This is a genomic window from Methylobacterium guangdongense (assembly GCF_038442355.1).
GTDB classification, from domain to species: Bacteria; Pseudomonadota; Alphaproteobacteria; order Rhizobiales; family Beijerinckiaceae; genus Methylobacterium; species Methylobacterium guangdongense.
This window is the reverse complement of the sequence record NZ_JBBXMX010000010.1, coordinates 108,288-125,586: the sequence shown is the minus strand read 5'-3', so window position 1 is coordinate 125,586 and position 17,299 is coordinate 108,288. Positions and strand designations below refer to the sequence as shown.

At 71.0% G+C, this 17,299-nt stretch carries 16 protein-coding genes; 8 read left to right on the top strand and 8 right to left on the bottom strand.

All coding sequences use genetic code 11. The annotated features are described in order from the left end of the window. Window positions 1-68: 68 nt before the first annotated feature. The 3 genes from AAHG09_RS19300 to AAHG09_RS19290 all read left to right on the top strand — a co-directional run bounded on the left by AAHG09_RS19300 (window position 69) and on the right by AAHG09_RS19290 (window position 2,579). Window positions 69-818: a DUF429 domain-containing protein gene (locus AAHG09_RS19300; protein WP_342109065.1), complete on the top strand. Its 750-nt coding sequence runs from the start codon at window positions 69-71 to the stop codon at window positions 816-818. 536 nt (window positions 819-1,354) lie between these two features. Beyond that, the gene (locus AAHG09_RS19295; RefSeq protein ID WP_342109064.1) at window positions 1,355-1,870 is read left to right on the top strand and encodes an NUDIX hydrolase; all 516 of its coding nucleotides are present in this window, start codon (window positions 1,355-1,357) and stop codon (window positions 1,868-1,870) included. A gap of 43 nt (window positions 1,871-1,913) precedes the next feature. Beyond that, a complete protein-coding gene (locus AAHG09_RS19290; RefSeq protein ID WP_342109063.1) occupies window positions 1,914-2,579 on the top strand; it encodes a carbonic anhydrase in 666 nt (221 codons plus the stop codon). A 116-nt stretch (window positions 2,580-2,695) separates the two neighbouring features. On the opposite strand, the gene AAHG09_RS19285 is transcribed toward AAHG09_RS19290, so the two are convergent. Then, complete coding sequence (locus tag AAHG09_RS19285; protein WP_342109061.1) at window positions 2,696-3,400, bottom strand: DUF4142 domain-containing protein; 705 nt, start codon at window positions 3,398-3,400, stop codon at window positions 2,696-2,698. A gap of 255 nt (window positions 3,401-3,655) precedes the next feature. On the opposite strand from AAHG09_RS19285, the gene AAHG09_RS19280 reads away from it, so the two are divergent. From AAHG09_RS19280 to nudC, 5 genes are all read left to right on the top strand, one after another. Beyond that, the gene (locus AAHG09_RS19280) at window positions 3,656-4,804 is read left to right on the top strand and encodes an acyltransferase family protein (RefSeq protein WP_342109060.1); all 1,149 of its coding nucleotides are present in this window, start codon (window positions 3,656-3,658) and stop codon (window positions 4,802-4,804) included. A 25-nt stretch (window positions 4,805-4,829) separates the two neighbouring features. Next, window positions 4,830-5,693, top strand: a complete 864-nt coding sequence (locus tag AAHG09_RS19275) for a universal stress protein (RefSeq protein ID WP_342109059.1) — start codon at window positions 4,830-4,832, stop codon at window positions 5,691-5,693. A gap of 312 nt (window positions 5,694-6,005) precedes the next feature. Further along, window positions 6,006-6,611: a hypothetical protein gene (locus AAHG09_RS19270; RefSeq protein ID WP_342109058.1), complete on the top strand. Its 606-nt coding sequence runs from the start codon at window positions 6,006-6,008 to the stop codon at window positions 6,609-6,611. A gap of 71 nt (window positions 6,612-6,682) precedes the next feature. After that, the gene (locus AAHG09_RS19265; protein ID WP_342109057.1) at window positions 6,683-7,102 is read left to right on the top strand and encodes an HIT family protein; all 420 of its coding nucleotides are present in this window, start codon (window positions 6,683-6,685) and stop codon (window positions 7,100-7,102) included. Window positions 7,103-7,106: 4 nt separating this feature from the next. After that, window positions 7,107-8,009 (top strand): NAD(+) diphosphatase, encoded by a 903-nt coding sequence (gene nudC, locus AAHG09_RS19260; RefSeq protein ID WP_342109056.1) that lies wholly within the window; start codon window positions 7,107-7,109, stop codon window positions 8,007-8,009. A gap of 8 nt (window positions 8,010-8,017) precedes the next feature. Here nudC and AAHG09_RS19255 read toward each other — a convergent pair whose 3' ends face one another. From AAHG09_RS19255 to AAHG09_RS19225, 7 genes are all read right to left on the bottom strand, one after another. After that, window positions 8,018-8,515 (bottom strand): cupin domain-containing protein, encoded by a 498-nt coding sequence (locus tag AAHG09_RS19255; RefSeq protein ID WP_342109055.1) that lies wholly within the window; start codon window positions 8,513-8,515, stop codon window positions 8,018-8,020. 131 nt (window positions 8,516-8,646) lie between these two features. After that, entirely contained in the window at window positions 8,647-8,790 is a 144-nt protein-coding gene (locus AAHG09_RS31965; protein ID WP_412760057.1) for a type II toxin-antitoxin system RelE family toxin, read from the bottom strand. A gap of 134 nt (window positions 8,791-8,924) precedes the next feature. Next, window positions 8,925-9,170: a type II toxin-antitoxin system Phd/YefM family antitoxin gene (locus tag AAHG09_RS19245; protein WP_342109054.1), complete on the bottom strand. Its 246-nt coding sequence runs from the start codon at window positions 9,168-9,170 to the stop codon at window positions 8,925-8,927. A 145-nt stretch (window positions 9,171-9,315) separates the two neighbouring features. Next, window positions 9,316-10,788, bottom strand: coding sequence for a siroheme synthase CysG (cysG, locus tag AAHG09_RS19240; RefSeq protein WP_342109053.1), 1,473 nt, complete (start codon window positions 10,786-10,788; stop codon window positions 9,316-9,318). Between the two features lie 209 nt (window positions 10,789-10,997). Beyond that, on the bottom strand, window positions 10,998-13,694 hold the full coding sequence (locus AAHG09_RS19235) for a nitrate reductase (RefSeq protein WP_342109052.1): 2,697 nt from the start codon (window positions 13,692-13,694) through the stop codon (window positions 10,998-11,000). 177 nt (window positions 13,695-13,871) lie between these two features. Beyond that, window positions 13,872-15,476 carry a sulfite reductase subunit alpha gene (locus AAHG09_RS19230; protein WP_342109051.1) on the bottom strand — a complete coding sequence of 535 codons (1,605 nt, stop codon included), beginning with the start codon at window positions 15,474-15,476 and terminating at the stop codon, window positions 13,872-13,874. Further along, window positions 15,473-17,290: a NirA family protein gene (locus tag AAHG09_RS19225; RefSeq protein WP_342109050.1), complete on the bottom strand. Its 1,818-nt coding sequence runs from the start codon at window positions 17,288-17,290 to the stop codon at window positions 15,473-15,475. The genes AAHG09_RS19230 and AAHG09_RS19225 overlap by 4 nt, the downstream gene beginning before the upstream one ends. Between the last annotated feature and the right edge of the window lie 9 nt (window positions 17,291-17,299).

The following is a 17,299-nucleotide window of genomic DNA, read 5'->3' as shown; positions in this document are numbered from 1 at the left end:
GATAGCTGCCCGCGCCAGCCCGGACAAGAACGCAGCGGGGGCCAGGTTCCGCACGGTGGAGGATCACGATGGCGCGGTGGATCGCGGGGCTCGACGGCTGCCGGGGTGCCTGGGCGGGGGCCCTGCTCGATCTCGACGACCCGGACCGGCACCGCTGCGCCCTCTTCCCGGATATCGCGGCGCTCCTCGACGCGCCGGAGCAGCCGCTCGTCGTCGGGATTGACGTGCCGATCGGCCTGCCGGACCGGATCGTCGGCGGCGGGCGGGCGGCCGATCTGGCGGCGCGCGCCAAGCTCGGCCCCGCGCGGTCGTCGGTCTTCCCGATGCCGCCGCGGGCCGCCATCTACGCGGACGACTACGACGCCGCCAAGGCCGCCTCCCGGGCGGCCAGCGACCCGCCCTTCGCGCCCTCGATTCAGGGCTACAACATCTTTCGCTACGTCCGGGCGGTCGACACGCTGCTGCGGGCGCGGCCGGCGCTGTGCGACCGGATCCACGAGGTTCACCCGGAGGTGGCATTCCACGCACTCAACGGTGACCGACCCCTCGGCCTGCCCAAGAAGGGCCGTGAGGCCCGCCGGGGGCTCGATCGCCGCCGCGCGCTCCTGTCTGCGGCGGGGCTGCCGGCGGCGCTGCTCGATGCCCGGGCGAAGGGCATTCCCGAGGATGACCATCTCGACGCCCTGGCCGCGCTCGTGGTGGCGCGCGATATCCTGACGGGGCGCGCCCGGCCGCTCCCCGACCCGCCGGCGCAGGATGGGCATGGCCTGCCCGTGGTCATCTGGGCACCGGCCGTGCAGGAGCCGCTGCCTCCCTAAATCCAGTCGGGTCGGTGTCGCGAGGCCGGCGGAGGTTTGCAGGCGCCGCTCCCAGAGGTGGTCTGGTCCGTCGGTGACGCAAACACCGTGTTGGATGACTCGGAGCCTTTCAGGTCGGCGAGCGCGCCCTTTGCCTGTCCGATCTCGACTGTGCTGCCGATCGACATGGCCGGGGCGCCTGTCGCGCCGGCGATCGGATCAAAGCGATGATGGTTCGGCTCCATGAGCGCGGCGTCGGATCTCCTTCCCGTGAATCAGATTTCATCAAAATTCGAAACGATGTTGCGGATTATTTTTCGTTATCACAGGCTATTCTAGGGCTTAGACATTCAAGTATTGAGCCAAATAGCCACTGCACAACGCTTTTTCATGGTCGCGCGGCCGATATGATCCCGATCGGCGCGGATCAGGCCCAACGTCGCGGGCAAGCTGTCATGATCGGCGGATCGAGCGACGGCGCGGCGGGGGGCGTGCCGATGGGCCAAGCGAAGGAATGTCCATGTCCGGCGCGGTCCGCGTGCCCTAACTCTGACCGCATGAGTGCCGCGACCCCTCTGCCCGTCCGCCATGTCGCCCGGGCCATCGTGCTCGATCCGCAGGACCGGATCCTGCTGATCGCCTACGCCTCCGTTCACGCGACGGCGCCGGACGGGACGCCGTTGCGGTTCTGGTTCATGCCCGGCGGCGGCCTGGAGCCCGGCGAGGACCACGTCAGCGCCTGCCGCCGGGAACTCGAGGAGGAGATCGGCCGCGCCGACGTCACGATCGGCCCGCAGGTCGCGGCCTGCGACGGCCCGTTTCACCTGTTCCGCCAGGGCCGGGATGCCCGCGAGCGCTACTTTCTCGTCCGCCTGCCCGATGATCGGGTGGATACCAGCCGCCTCGCCGAGACCGAGGACAATCCCGTGCTCGGCACCCGCTGGTGGTCGATCGCCGAATTGCGCGCGAGCGGCGAGCGTGTCGAGCCGGCGGGGCTTGCCGATCTCGCGGCCGATCTCGCCCGCGGGATTATGCCGACCGCGCCCCGCGTTCTGACATGGCAAAGGTCCTGAATTCAGCCGTATCGCGGCGAATAATACAACCGGAGGTGACTTGATGTTTCCTGTCTATCTGACCGAAGGATACCGTTCGTTCCTGGAGCAGCGCTTTCCGGCCGAGCGCCGTCGTTTTGCGCAGCTGGCCGAATCACAGCAGCCCGAGATTCTGATCATCAGCTGCTGCGACAGCCGGGTCTCGCCGAGCGCCATCTTCGATGCCGGGCCGGGCGAACTGTTCACGATCCGCAACGTCGCCAACCTCGTGCCGCCCTATCAGCCGGACGAGAATTACCACGGGACCTCGGCGGCGCTCGAATTCGCCGTCCAGGCCCTTGAGGTGAAGCACATCGTCGTGCTCGGCCACGCCACCTGCGGCGGTGTGAAGGCCTATGCCAGGAAGGCCGCGCCGCTCTCCGAGAGCAACTTCATCGGCAAATGGGTCTCGCTGGTGGAGCCCGCGGCGGCGAAGGCCGGCGATCCCGAGGCGCCCGACTACCTGACGCGCCTCGAATACGCGGTGGTGTCACAGGGCCTCGAAAACCTGATGACCTTCCCGTTCGTGAAGGAGCGGGTCGATGACGGCCGGCTTCAGCTCCACGGCGCGCATTTCGGCGTCGCCAGCGGGTCCCTGGTCGTGCGCGACCCGAAGACCGGGGCGTTCACGCCGCCGCTCGACACGGCCGGCCTGGCGGTTCGCTCGTCCGCCGCCATCGCGTGCGACTGAGGCCGAGGCGGCGCAGGCAACTGCGCCGCACGCGCACGACATAAAAAAGGCGGCCCGCTCGCACGGGCCGCCCATCGCGCTGGCCCGGCCGAAGCCGGGCCGCCAATCCGAGACGCTTACATGGCGCCCGGCAGGCGCTGCGCCTGATTGTAGTGCATCTCCAGCGCCGGCAGGGCCTGCTGCGCGTAGTTCCGCAGTGCCGGGTTCGGGCCGCCCTGGGCGTAGGCCTGGGTCATCGAGATGGCCATCTGATGGGCCTGGATCTGCTGGGTCGCGTAGAGACGGTCGAAACGCGCCCCGGCGGGGGTCGACGACAGCTCGGCCAGCATCGCCTGCTGCTGCGGGCTCGGCTGCACGATCGTCGAGCCACCCGTCGCCATCATGTCACCGCCGCCCAGGCGTCCGCCCATCGCAGCGCCGTTGGCCGCACCGGCGCCCGCGCCCTGGAGGCCGCCGACCGGGCCGCCCGAGAGGGTGCCGCCGACCACGCCGGTCGCCGCACCGACCCCGGCGCCCACGGCGCTGCCGGCCACCGCGATCGGGGCCGTGATCAGGCCGCCCAGACCCGGCTCGCCGCCCGCCATCGCGCCGGACTGACCGCCGGCCAGCGCCACGTTGGCGGCGCGGTGATCGCGGATCACCTCCTGCGCGTAGGAACGGACCCGCGGGTTGCGCGACTTCGACAGGGCGATCTGCGAGGACTGGATCTCGAACGCGTTCGCCTGCATCGACTGCATGCGGAAATCGTTCGCGCTCTGCGCCAGGGCCGGGGTCGACAGCGCCAGGACCAGCGCGGAGGCAGCGGCGTAATTCTTCAGCATCAGGAACCTCATTTCAAAATGGGAGCGCGGACGGTCAGACGATGTGTGGCGGAGATCGAAGACCTCACGCGCGGCGTCCGCGAATTGATCGGTCAACGGGGCCATCGGCTTATGGTTCCTGTCGTTTTCGCCCCGGACCGGCCTGATGAATGAGGTTTCGCGCCCGTACGGCTGCGTCGGCACGCCGGATATCGGTCGTTCCGGACGCGCGATGCCGTTGCGCGGAACCCCGCCTCACCGACCCCTGAGCGCCGGATGATTCTCGTCCCGATCCAGATCCTGCGCGGCCTCGCCGCCCTGATGGTGGTCTGGCACCATGCGCGACACGAAGCGGATCTGCTGGCGCTGCGCGGCGGCGGTCCCGCCCTCGACCCGGGCATGGTCCTGCCCTGGTGGGGGGGCGTCGACCTGTTCTTCGTGATCTCCGGCCTCGTCATCGTCCTGGCGAGTGCACGCCTGTACGGGGCGCCGGGGGGCCGGACACGCTTCCTCGCCCACCGGATCGCCCGGGTCGTGCCGCTCTATTGGCTGGTGAGCCTGCTCTACCTCGGCCTCGCGCTGGCGCGTCCCGACCTGCTCGGGGCGGCGGCCGGTCTGGTCCGCGAGCCGGTCGCGCTCCTGGCGGGCTTCCTGTTCTGGCCGGCCGCCCGGCCCGACGGCATCGTCCAGCCGCTCTACGGGCTGGGCTGGACCCTGAACTACGAGGCCTTCTTCTACGTCCTCTTCGCCGCCGGGCTCGGCTTCGGGCGGCGCGGCGCCGTGGTGTGGCTGATCGCCGTGCTGGGGCTCCTCGTCACCGCGGGGATCGTTTGGCCGGACCTGCCCCTGGCGCTCCGCTTCTGGGCGAATCCGATCGTGCTCGAATTTGCCGCCGGGGCCGGGCTCGCCCTCGCCTATCGCGGCGGTGCCCGGCCCGCAGCGCCGCTACGGATCGGCCTCGGGGCGCTCGGTGTCCTCGGTCTGATCCTGGCGGCGCGCCTCCTCGCAGGACTCGGCGAGGCGGATGGGGGGCTGCGGCCGCTCCTGGTCGGCGTGCCGGCAACCCTGCTCGTGGCATCCGCCCTCGGCCCGGAGCACGATAAGGCGCAGGTCGCGCGCCGATCCGGTCCGATCCGGGCGTTCGTGATCCTCGGAGATGCCTCCTACGCCCTCTACCTCGTGCATCCCTTCGCCCTGCGCCTCGTGCGCGAGATCCTGGCACGCGCCGGTACGGCGTTCGCGCTGCACCCCCAGTTCGCCATGGTCCTGATGCTGGCCGCGAGCGTCGCGGCCGCCCTCCTGGTCCATCGCGTCATCGAGACGCCGCTGACCCGGCGCTTCCGGAGGATCCTCGACTCCGGAACATCGCAAAACCGTGTGCGCGCGGGAGCGGGCCCGGTTTCCCACGGGCGCCGGCCGGATTAGCTTCGTGCCCGAGGAGGACAAAGCCATGAAGACGCTGCTCGTACCCATCGCGATGCACGACGCCCTGCCCTCCGTGTTCGAGACGACGCGGCTCGCCGCCACGCGGTTCGGCAGCCTGATCGAGGGCGTGTCGCTGCGCCCGGCGCTCGCCGAATACGTCCCCGTCGACATGGTCGGCGGCATGACGTGGCTGCGGGACGAGGAGGCCGACCGGGCCGAGGCCGAGGAGGCCGGCGGCCGCTTCGTCGGCTTCATGGATGCGGCGGGCATCCCCCGGCACCCCCGCGACGGGATCTGCATCCCGGAGCGGGTGCCGGAGGCCGGGCCGCGCTATCGGTGGCGGCAGGACGTGCCGACCGGCGACGCGTTCCTGGGCCAGTATGCCCGGCTGTTCTCCGCCACGGTGGTCGGCCGTCCGGGCACGACCGACAACGCCCCGCGCATGACCACCTTCGAGACCGCCCTGTTCGAGAGCGGCCGCCCGATCCTGCTCGCGCCGCCGACGGCCCCCGCGAGCCTGGGCGACGCGATCCTGATCGCCTGGAACGGCTCGACCGAGACCGCCCGGGCGGTCGCCTTCGCCATGCCGTTCCTGCGCAGGGCACAGCGCGTGCTGGTGCTGAGCGTCGAGGGCGGCATGGTACCGGGTCCGAGCGCCCAGGACCTCGCCCAGGCGCTGGCCTGCGAGGGTGTCGATGCCGCCCATCGCGCCCTGCCTGCGGGGCGGCGCGCGCCGGGCGAGACCTTCCTGGCCGAGGCCAAGGCCTTCGGCTGCGACCTGCTGATCAAGGGGGCCTATACCCAGAGCCGCCTGCGCCAGATGATCTTCGGCGGCGTCACCAGCCACGTGCTGGCCTATGCCGACATGCCGGTGCTGATGGCGCATTGAGCCGCCGCTCGATGGCCGGCCGCAGCCTTCCCGGGCTGCGGCCGACTGACTCACCGGCCGTCGACCGTCCGATAGCGATGCGTGAGACGCGTGAACGGCGCGTTCGAAGGCGCCATGATGGACCCTTTTAAGGTCACGGCCCGCTGCGAACGGACCGTAGACGGTGACCTTTATCCACCGCGACCGGATCGAATCTGGCCCGGCAGTCGGTGCGCAAGCGCATCGCCTGCGCGCGAACGCGTCGGCATGTTCGGGAACCGCCGTGACGCTTTGACGTTCGGCTCCCGCCCACCTCGACCCGCAAGGATCCCCGTGACGCGTACCTTCAAGCGCAGCCTTTTCGCCGCCCTGCTGACGGCTGTGACCGTCACCGCTGCCCTGGCCGAGCAGGCCATGGTGCGGTTCCGGGGAACGGTCGCATGGGCCGAGTCCGACCGCCTCGAGATCCGCCGGCCCAGCGGCAGCACCCTCGCCCTGCGGATGGATCCCAAGACCCGGATCTACGCGGTGAACGGGTCGGACCTGCGGTCGATCAAGCCGGAGAGCTACGTCAGCGTGCTCGGCGTCGCGGGTTCGGAGCCGCGACGCGCCACCGCGGTGACGCTGTATTCGCCGTCCGAACGCGGCTTCGAGGCCGGGAGCCAGCCCTGGGACACGGCGCAGGGCGCCACGTTGACCGCAGGCTGGGTCGCCGATCTGCGCCGCGGCTCGCCCCTGAAGCTGGCTCTGTCATACGAGGGTGGGCAATCCACCTTCGAGATCCCCGGCAACACGCCGGTGACGCAGTTGTCACCCGGCGAAAGGGCGCAACTCCAGCCCGGCGCCGCCGTCACGATCTTCGCCCACTCGGATGCGGACGGCGCGCTCACGGCGGGGACGATCGCGGTGGGTCGGCAGGGCGCCGTTCCGGGCCTCTGACGGTTCGGCGGCGGTCGCGCTGCGTCATTGTTCCCGCGCGCGTCCCGCGAAGCTGCGCTACACCGATCCGGATGACCGAATCCGCGTTCACCCTCGATTCGCGCCTGGCCGCCGACACCGTCGAAGTCGGCGACCTCGCCCTGTGCCGGGTCCTGCTGATGGACGACGCCCGGTTCCCGTGGCTGATCCTCGTGCCGCGCCGCCCCGGCCTCTCCGAGATCACCGACCTGTCCGAGCCGGATGCGTCTGCCCTGTGGCAGGAGCTTCGCATCGCCACCGGCGTGATGCAGGCCCTGGCCAAACCCGACAAGGTGAATGTCGGGGCGCTGGGCAACATCGTCACGCAGCTCCACGTCCACGTGGTCGGCCGCTTCCGCTCGGACCCGGCCTGGCCCGGCCCGGTCTGGGGTTTCGGGACCCGGTCGCCCTACCCGCTCCACGCCCGCGCCCAGCTCATCGAGCGCGCCGGTGCCCTATTCTCGGCGGCCTGAGCCCATGACCGATCCCCGCGACACCCTCGGCTTCGTCCGGAACCGCCTCGACCGCCATTCGGCCGAGCAGCCCGAGGAGACGGTGCCCGCCTTCGACGCGCCGGAGGCCCGCCTCGTTCTCCTGTGCGGCGACCGGATCGTGCTGCGCGGCGCCACCGCGCTGATCGCGCCGGAGGATGCCGCTGCCTTCGCCACCGGCACGCGGATCTTCCTCGGGCATCGGGACGGGCAGCCGGTCTTCGCGCTGGCCGCGCCCGCCGAGGCCGCCGAGCGCTTCGCGTCGGACGAGACCCGCACCCTCGACCTGCGCAGCATCGCGACGGAATCCGCCGTGGAGGCGGAGGAGCTGGGTCTGCTGGCGGTCGCCAAGTCGATGCTCGACTGGCACGCCCGCCACGGCTTCTGCGCCAATTGCGGCACCGCCACCGTGTCGAAGGCCGGCGGCTTCCGCCGGGAATGCCCGTCCTGCGCCGCCCATCACTTTCCGCGGGTCGATCCGGTGGTGATCATGCTGGTGCGCCGGGGGGATGCCTGCCTCCTCGGCCGGGGCCCGCATTTCCGGCCGCACATGTATTCCTGCCTCGCGGGCTTCCTGGAGCCCGGCGAGACGATCGAGGACGCAGTCCGCCGCGAGGTGTTCGAGGAGACCCACATCCGCGTCGGCGCAGTGACTTACCGGACGTCGCAGCCCTGGCCGTTCCCGTCCTCGCTGATGATGGGCTGCGCCGCGGAAGCCCTGGACGGGGACATTGTCACCGATCCCAACGAGCTGGAGGATGCCCGCTGGTTCAGCCGCGCGGACGTCGCCGCCATGCTGGCGGGGACGCATCCGGAGGGCATCCAGGCGCCGCCGCCCATGGCGATCGCCAACTATTTGATGCGCGCCTTCGTGGCCGGGGAGACCTGAGCGCGGCCTCAGCCCGGCCCGCCCGCGCTCCGGCTCGGGTCGTCGGCGGGGTTGATGTAGTCCAGCCCGAACGGGCCGGAGCCGTTGACCTGTAGCTCGACCGGCTCGTCGGTGGTCCAGAGGGAATGCGGCATGTCCTCCGGCAGGTAGACGAAGCCGCCGGTCTTCAGCGCCGACCCCTTGGACTTGTCGAGGATGCGGCCGTGCTCGTGGTAGATCGAGCCGGACAGGATCGTCAGGGTCTCGGGCTTCGCATGCGTGTGGGGCGCGATCACCGTGTTGGCCGGGACCTTCACCCGCAGCACGAACGGGCCGGGCTTCGACGGATCGCCCGCGACGCGGCTGATCTGCGTGCCCTTCGGCAGGTTCGGCGGCCCCGGCTCGTAGGTCGCGGCGGCGGCGTCGGGGAGAACAACCAGACCGCCGTCATCATGCCCGGCGGCCCAGGTTGGCGCGGCGGCGAGCAGGGCAAAGGCCGTAGCGGCGCGGATCCAGGTTCGTGTCATTGAATGCCTCCCCAGTGTGGTGGGGGATGTCGCCCCCCAGCGAGGTTGTGGCTCCGGTCGCATCCGAGCCCAGGCGCCTTCGACGGCACAGATCGTCGCACCGCCGAGGCTGAAGGCCGGAGATCGTGCGATCAGCGCGTCTGCACCGTCCGATAGACGGCCTGCCGGTCGCGCTTGCCGACCGCCACGACCGTCACCGTGATGGCCGTGTCGCTGACGCGATAGACCAAGCGATAGCCCGAGGCCCCCAGCTTGATCTTGTGGCAGTCCTTCATCTCCGAACCGGCCAGCCGATCTGCCGGGACGTGCGGAGCCTTCCAACCGTTCGGCGAGCTTGGCCTTTGACTGTTCGCGAACGGTGTCGCCGAGCTCGCGCCACTCTTTCAACGCGGAGGGCAGGAACAGCAGCTCATAGCTCATCCAGGGAGACCTTCACCGGCTCCTCGCCGGCCCGCGCCTGGAGAAGTGCGGCCAGTTCCGCGTCGTCGATGATATCCATCATCGCCTCATAGAGCGCGGTCGGGACCATGTAGGCCATGATCCGGTCGTGGTTGAGAATCGCCACGGCCTCGCCTTGCGCGTCGCTGAGCACGCTGGCCGGGCTCTTCGTCAGATCCGACAAGCTCACGGCCACATTCGCCAGGACGTTCTGCATTGCGCGCTCCTCCTGCTGGAGACGAGCCCAGGCCGCCGATGGAGGTTACGCAATCGTGAACTCGATATCGAGTGTAGCCGCGTTTGTGATGGATCTGTGCAGGCAGGTCGCGGCTCCGGCCAAATGGACCGTGAAGGCTGCTGCGTCAGATCGCCAAACGGCTCGGCTCGGCCACGATCGGTACCGCCCCCCGCATCTCTGAGAACGCCTCGCCCACCATCAGTAGCGCCGGCCCGTCGAGGCCGGCCGCCTCGACCCGATCCGCCAGATCGGCCGCCGTGCCGCGCAGGGCCTGCTGGTTCGGGCGCGTGGCGTTGAACACCAGCAGCGCCGGGGTCGACGGTGCCAGACCCTCTTCGACCGCGCGGGCGAGCAGCGCCCGTAAGGTGCGCTTGGGCATGTAGACCACGGTCGTGACGCTCGGATCGGCCAGCGCCCCCCAGTTGAGGTCGTCCGGCAAGGCCCCCCGGCGGTCATGGCCCGTGACGAACTGGAGGCGGCGCGCCGCGTCGCGGTGGGTCAGCGAGACGCCCAGCGCCGCCGCCGCGCCCTGCGCCGCGGAGACGCCCGGCACCACCGTGACCGGGATGCCGGCGGCGCGGCAGGCCTCGATCTCCTCGCCGGCCCGGCCGAAGACCAGCGGATCGCCGGATTTGAGCCGCACCACCTGCTTGCCCGAGCGGGCGAGCTGCACCATCAGCGCGTTGATGTCGTCCTGGCGGCAGGACGGACCGTGGCCGGTCTTGCCGACCAGCATGGTCCGGGCCTCCCGGCGGGCATAGTCCAGGATCTCGGGGGCGACGAGGTCGTCGTACAGGATCACGTCGGCGTTGCGCAGCGCCCGCAGGGCCTTGAGCGTCAGCAGCTCCGCGTCGCCCGGACCGGCGCCCACGAGCGTCACCGCGCCGCCCTTGGGGGCGGCCTCGGTCTCCCCGAGCAGCTCCGCGAGGTCCGCATCGGAGGGCGCCCGGTCGGGCTCCGCGAAGGCGCGGTCGGTGAAGCGTTCCCAGAAGGCGCGCCGCTCCGCGAATCCGTGGAAGCGGGCCGTGACGCCGTCGCGCCAGTCGCGGGCGGCCGCGACCCAGCGACTGAACCCACGGGGCAGCATCGCCTCGATCCGGGCGCGCACGGTCTGGCCGAAGACCGGGGCGGCGCCTTCCGTTGAGATGCCCACCACCAGTGGCGAACGGTTGACGATGGCGCCGAACTTCACATCGCAGAGATGCGGCCGGTCGACCGCGTTGACGATGGCCCCGGCCCCGCGGGCGGCCGCCACGAAGGCGACGCACTCGGCCTCGTCCTCCATCGCGCCGATGCAGAAGGCGGCGCCCCAGAGGTCGTCCGGGCTCCAGGCGCGTTCGTGCAGCACCACCTGCCCGTCGACGATCTCGCCCGGCACGGCGCGCAGCTCCTCGCTGGGTTCGGGGGCGTAGACGTCGACATGGGCGCCGGCCGCGGCCAGCACCTTCACCTTCCAGGGGGCGCCGCCGGAGGAGCCGGCGAGCACCACCCGCTTGCCGCGCAGGGGTACGAAGACGGGCAGCACCGCCAGCGGCTCCAGGCCGGCGGCCTTGGTCTCGCGGGGCGCGCGGGCCGCGCGCAGGGGTGTGTCGGTCACGGGTCCGTCCTGAATCGTCCTGTTACCGGCCTATCCCATCCGCGCCCTCATCCTGAGGCGCCGGAGCGTAGCGGAGGCCTCGAAGGAGCCTTCCAGGGATCGCGCGGCCGGCTGGAGGGCTCCTTCGAGGCCCGCTGGCGCGGGCATCTCAGGATAGGGTGGTCGGTTGGACGGGCCGATCAATCCTCGCATGCGAGTGTATCAGATAATCACGCGGCGCGGGCGGTCTGACCGGCCAGCATCTTGCGGATCTCAGGGATGCACGAGCCGCAATTCGTTCCGGCCTTGCAGGCGGCGCCCACCGCCTCCACGGAGCCGGCGCCCCCCGCGATGGTGGTGGCGATCGTGTCGGCGCCGACGCCGTGGCACGCGCAGACCACCGGACCCGCCGAAGCCGTGGCGGCCCGCCCGGAGAGGAGCGCCAGACGCGCGGGCGTCTCGGGCTCCTCGGCGGCGAACAGGGCCTTGGCGGCCTCCCAGTCCGGGCGCACCCCGGCGGGCGTGTAGGCGAGGCTGGCGACGAGGCGGGTGCCGTCGTAGACGGCGCAGCGATAGCGGTCCCGGGCGTGATCGGCGTACTCGGCCAACTCGCAGCCGGGCAGCGCCTCGCTCTGGATCAGGCCGCGCATCATCAGCGCCACGGCGCGGGAGCTGTCCTGCGTGGCGAACTGCACGCCCCAGCCGCCGGTGATCGCCGCCCGCGCCCACCACCAGCCCTCCGGAAGGTCAACCTGCGCCCGGGACAGCAGGAAGCCGCGGGCGCGGTAAGCCAGAGGCGCGATCGCGGCTGGCGTGGCCTTCAGTTCGGGCTGGCCCGAGACCGGATCGGGCATGCCGCGCACCAGGGCGCCGACCCGGGCCTTCGACGCGAAGGCACCGCCCCAGTGCATCGGCATGAACAGGCTGCCCGGCACCACCGTGTCAGTGATCATCACCTCCAGCTCGGCCTCGCCGTGCTCGGTCGTCAGCCGGGCGATCCCGCCATCCGTGAGCTCGTGGATCGCCGCATCGTCCGGATGCACCTCGACGAACGGCACGGCGCGGTGGGCCGAGAGGCGCTGGCTCTTCCCCGTGCGCGTCATCGTGTGCCAGTGGTCGCGCACCCGGCCGGTGTTGAGCACGAACGGGAAATCCTCCGACACCGCCAGCGCGAGGGCCGGCGGCTGCACGGCGACGAAGCGCGCGCGCTGGTCGAAGGTGTAGAACCGCCCGTCGCCGAACAGGCGGGCCTTGCCCTGCGGGGCGTTCCGCGGCCCGGAGCGCTTCGGAATCGGCCACTGCACCGGAAGGCTCGCGTCGTAGGCGGCGTCGCTGAGGTCGGTGAGCGCGCCGAGGTCGAAGTCGCGCGTGCCGTTGTTCTCGTAGGCCGAAAGCCTGGCATGCTCGCGGAAGATCGCGGCGGCGGAGTCGAACGCGAAGGCCCGTCCGTGGCCGAGGCGCCGACCGACCTCCGCGAGCACCGCCCAATCGGGCCGGGCCTCGCCGGGGCTCGCCAGGAAGCGGCGCTGGCGCGAGATCCGGCGCTCGGAATTGGTCACCGTGCCGTCCTTCTCGCCCCAAGCCTGGGCGGGCAGCAGCACGGTCGTCCGGCCCGTGCCCCGGGCGGTGTCGGAATCCGAGACCGCCTCGGAGACCACGTAGAGGTCGAGCCCCTTCAGCGCCTCGCGGATCACGTCGGCCCGCGGCATCGAGACCAGCGGGTTGGTGCCCATCACCCAGAGCGCCTTGATCTTGCCCCGCGCGACGGCCTCGAACAGCGCGACGGCCTTCATGCCCTCGCCGGTGATGATCCGCGGCGCCCCCCAGTAGCGGCGCACCCGGTCGACCTCCTCGGGGGCGAAATGCATGTGGGCGGCCAGCATGTTGGCCAAACCCCCGACCTCGCGTCCGCCCATGGCGTTGGGCTGGCCGGTGAGCGAGAACGGCCCGGCCCCGGGCTGCCCGATTCGGCCGGTGATCAGGTGGCAGTTGATGATGGCGTTGCCCTTGTCGGTCCCCTGCGCCGACTGGTTCACCCCCTGCGAGAAGGCCGTGACCACCCGCCGGGTGCCGGCGAACAGGGCGTAGAAGGCCGCGATGTCGGCCTCCGGCACGCCGGTTTGGGCCGCGACCGCGGCCATGTCCGGCGCGATCTGGCGGGCGCGGTCGAGGGCGCCGTCGAACCCGGCCGTGTGGGACTCAATGAAGGCGCGGTCGCGAAATCCGTTGTCCGACAGATAGACCAGCAGGCCCGAGAACAGGGCGGTGTCGGTGCCCGGCCGGATGCCGAGGAACAGGTCGGATTCCTGCGCGGTCTGGGTCCGGCGCGGGTCGATGACGACGAACTTGGTGCCGCGGCGCGCCTTGGCGTCGGCCATGCGGCGGAACAGGACGGGATGGCACCACGCGGTGTTGGAGCCGACCAGCACGATCAGGTCGGCCTCGTCGAGATCCTCGTAGCAGCCCGGCACCGTGTCGGAGCCGAAGGCCCGGCGGTGGGCCGCCACCGCGCTCGACATGCACAGCCGCGAGTTGGTGTCCACGTGCGGCGTGCCGATGAAGCCCTTCGCGAGCTTGTTGGCGACGTAGTAATCCTCGGTGAGGAGCTGCCCGGACAGGTAGAAGGCGATCGCATCCGGGCCATGCTCCTCGGCCACCGCGCGGAGCTGTTCGGTGAGCGTGTCGAGGGCCGCATCCCAGGAGACCCGCGTGCCGTCGATCTGCGGGTGGAGCAGGCGGTTCTCCAGCGACAGGGTCTCGCCGAGCGCCGAGCCCTTCGAGCACAGGCGGCCGTAATTGGCCGGGTGGTCGGAATCGCCCGCGATGCCGGCGCCGCCCTGCCCGTCCGGGGTCGCGAGCACGCCGCACCCGACCCCGCAATAGGGGCAGGTGGTCCGCACCGTCTGCGCCGCCGCAGGTTGGGTCATGGCTTCTTCCTCGAAGGGTCGTCCTGGGCGGGAGCAAGCTCCGCGCCGCCGTTTCCCCTCCCCCTTGCGGGGAGGGGTCAGGGGTGGGGGTGGCGCAGAAGGCACCGCCCGAGCCCCATCCTGCGCCACCCCCACCTCCGGCTCCTCCCCGCAAGGGGGAGGAGAGCACGTCGCGCCTCAGTACACGTCGGCCTGATACCGCCCGGCCTTCTTTAAGGCCGCGAGATACGCCACCGCGTCCTCGGGGCTCTTGCCGCCGAACTGCGCCGCCACGTCGATGATCGCCCGCTCCACGTCCTTGGCCATCCGCTTGGCATCGCCGCAGACGTAGAAATGCGCGCCGCCCTCGAGCCACTTCCACAGGTCGGCACCGTTCTCGCGCATCCGGTCCTGGACGTAGGTCTTCTCGGTGCCGTCCCGGGACCACGCCAGGGACAGGCGGGTGAGCACCTTGTCGTCCTTCAGCCTGGTCAGCTCGTCCTTGTAGAAGAAGTCGCTGGCCTGACGCTGGTGGCCGTAGAACAGCCAGTTGCGGCCAGGCGCCTGCGTGGCGGCGCGCTCGCGCAGGAAGGCCCGGAACGGCGCGACGCCGGTGCCGGGGCCGCACATGATCACGTCCTTCGACAGATCCTCCGGCAGGCCGAAGCCGTGTGCCTTCTGGAGATAGACCTTCACCCGGGTCTGCTCGGGCAGGCGCTCGCCGAGATGGGTCGAGGCCACGCCGAGCCGCAGCCGCGAGCGGTGGTTGTAGCGAACCGCATCCACGGTCAGCGACACACGGCTGACATCCATCTTGGGCGAGGACGAGATCGAGTAGAGCCGCGGCTGCAACTCGTCGAGCGCCTCTAGGAACACTTCGGCGTTGGGCCGCGCGCCGGGGAACTTGTGGAGCGCGCCGAGCACGTCGAGATAGGCGGCGTCGCCGTCCGGATCCTCGCCGGAGGCCAGCGCCTGCGCCTTCTTGCGGGCCGGTCCCGAGGTGAGGAGCGACAGGAGCTGGTAGAGGTTGTCGGGCGCGGCACCCAGCGCGTAGTTCATCAGCAGGTGCTCGCGCAGGGTCCGCTCGCCGATCAGCCGCTCGGGCCGGGCGCCGAGTTCCGCGATCACCGCATCCACCAGCGCCGGCGCGTTGGCAGGGAACAGGCCCAGCGAATCGCCGACCTCGTACTGGATCGGCGTGCCGTCCAGCCCGATCTCGATGTGCCACGTCTCCTTCTCGCCGCCCGGATCGTTCAGGCGGCGGCGGGACAGGAACAGGGCCTCCACCGGGTTCTCGCGGCAATAGCCGAGCGGTCCGAGATCGGCCGCCGCCTTCGGGGCGTCGTCGTCCGCCTTGGGCGCGGCGGGGGCGCCGCCTGCGGCGCCGAACTCCTCGTCCAGCTTCTTGAGCATGCGCAGGGTCTCTTTGCCGCCGGGCTGGCAAAGGTTCAGGCGCGCCTCGTTCTTCAGGAAGATCGCGTTGGCGTAGTCGGCGCAGTTGTAGCCGCACTGGCCGCAATCCTGCTGGGCCATGGCGGCCATCAGCTTCTGCGGTTCGGGCCGGTCCTTGGCCATCGCCATCCGGTCGGCGATCGGCACGGAGGGGTCGTGCCAGGGGGCGTCGTCGTTGTCGGCGAGTCTCGGGCCGGTCGACGGCGCTTCGCCCGTCGCGAGCGCCGTGGCGCCCGCGACGGCGGGGCCGAGGAGCGCCGCGAAGTAGCCCGACAGCCACGCGCGCTGATCCTCGTTGAAGGGCGCGGTCTCGGGGATCAGGACGAGGGGGGGCGAGACGTGCTGGGTCATGCGGCGGCCTTCAGGGCGGGCTGGTCCTCGGCGGCGTCGCGGAGCGCCTCCGCGCCGGTGCGGCTGGTGAAGGCCTGGAAGCTCTCCTCGGGGCCCTCGCGGCGGGCGAGGTAGGCGCGCAGCAGCGCCTCCACCCGGGCGGGGCAATCCTCGGCCTTGACGGCCTTCCAGATCTCGGTGCCGATCTTCGGGTTCTCGGCGAAGCCGCCGCCGACCACGATGTCGTAGCCCTCGACGGTGTCGCCCTCCTCGGAGACGACGACCTTGGCGCCGATCAGCCCGATATCGCCGATGTAGTGCTGGGCGCAGCTGTGATGGCAGCCGGTGAGGTGGACGTTCACCGGCACGTCGAGGTTCGGCATCGCCTGCTCGATGTGGTCGGCGATGATCAGGGCGTGGCCCTTGGTGTCGGAGGCCGCGAACTTGCAGCCGCGGGCGCCCGTGCAGGCCACGAGGCCGGAGCGGATGCCCGCCGCCTTGGTGGTGAGTCCAAGATCGAGCACCCGCTGCTCCACCTCGGCGACCTTCGCATCCGGAACCCCGGAAAAGATGAAGTTCTGCCAGACGGTGAGGCGGATCTGGCCGTCGCCGCACTCGGCCGCGATCCTGGCCAGCGCCCGGACTTGATCGCTCGTCATCTTGCCCACGGGCAGGACCACGCCGATCCAGTTGAGGCCGGGCTGCTTCTGGGCGTGCACGCCGACATGGGCGAAGCGGTCGGTGGCCTTGCGCGGCGCGACGTGCTCCGGCGCGACCCGGTCGAGCTTGCGGCCGAGCTTGTCCTCGACGGCGGCGAGGTACTTGTCGAAGCCCCAGGCGTCGAGGACGTACTTCATCCGGCTCTTGTTGCGGTTCGTCCGGTCGCCGTGCTCGATGAACACCCGGATGATCGCGTCGGCGACCGCGTTGCAGTCCTCCGGCCTGAGAACGATGCCGGTGTCGCGGGCGAGGTCCCGGTGGCCCGAGATGCCGCCGAGGACGAGGCGCATGTAGATGCCCGGCGGCACCGAAGCGCCCTCCAGAACTTCCACGGCCTGGAAGCCGATGTCGTTGGTCTCCTCCAGGGTCGGCATCACGCCGCTGCCGTCGAAGGCGACGTTGAACTTGCGCGGCAGGCCGTAGAGCGAGCGGTCGTTCAGGATCCAGTTGTGCCAGGACTTGGCGAGCGGGCGCGTGTCCAGCAGCTCCTGCGCGTCGATGCCGGCGGTGGACGAGCCGGTGACGTTGCGGATGTTGTCGGCCCCTGCGCCCTGGGCGGTCAGCCCGATATCGGTGAGCCCATCGAGGAAGGGCTGGGCGTGCTCCGGGCTGATTTCCCGCACCTGCAGGTTCGCCCGCGTGGTCACGTGGACGTAGCCGCCGCCATGCTGGTCGGCGAGGTCGGCGACGCCCGCGAACTGCCAGTGGTGCAGGATCCCGTTGGGGATCCGCATCCGGCACATGTACGAGACCTGGTTCGGCGCGACCCAGAACATCCCGTGGTAGCGCCAGCGGAAATTGTCCTCGGGCTTGGGCTGCTTGCCGGCGGCCGCCTCCTGGATGAGCCGGTTGTGGCCGTCGAACGGGCTTTCGGCGCGCTTCCACTTCTCCTGCTCGCAGAGCTTGCCGCCGTCCTTGACGGTCCTGTCCTGCGCCTTGATGTGGATCGCGTCCGGGCCGGTCGGCTCGGCGGGCGGGGCGGAGGCCCCGGCCCCGCCGCTCGCGAGGCCGCCGGTCATGCGGACGGCGGCGATGCCGGAGGCGAAACCTTCGAGGTAGCGCTTCTGCTCGGCGTCGAACGTGCCTGCGGCGGTCTGGGTGTTGGTCTCGGCCATCGCGTGCCT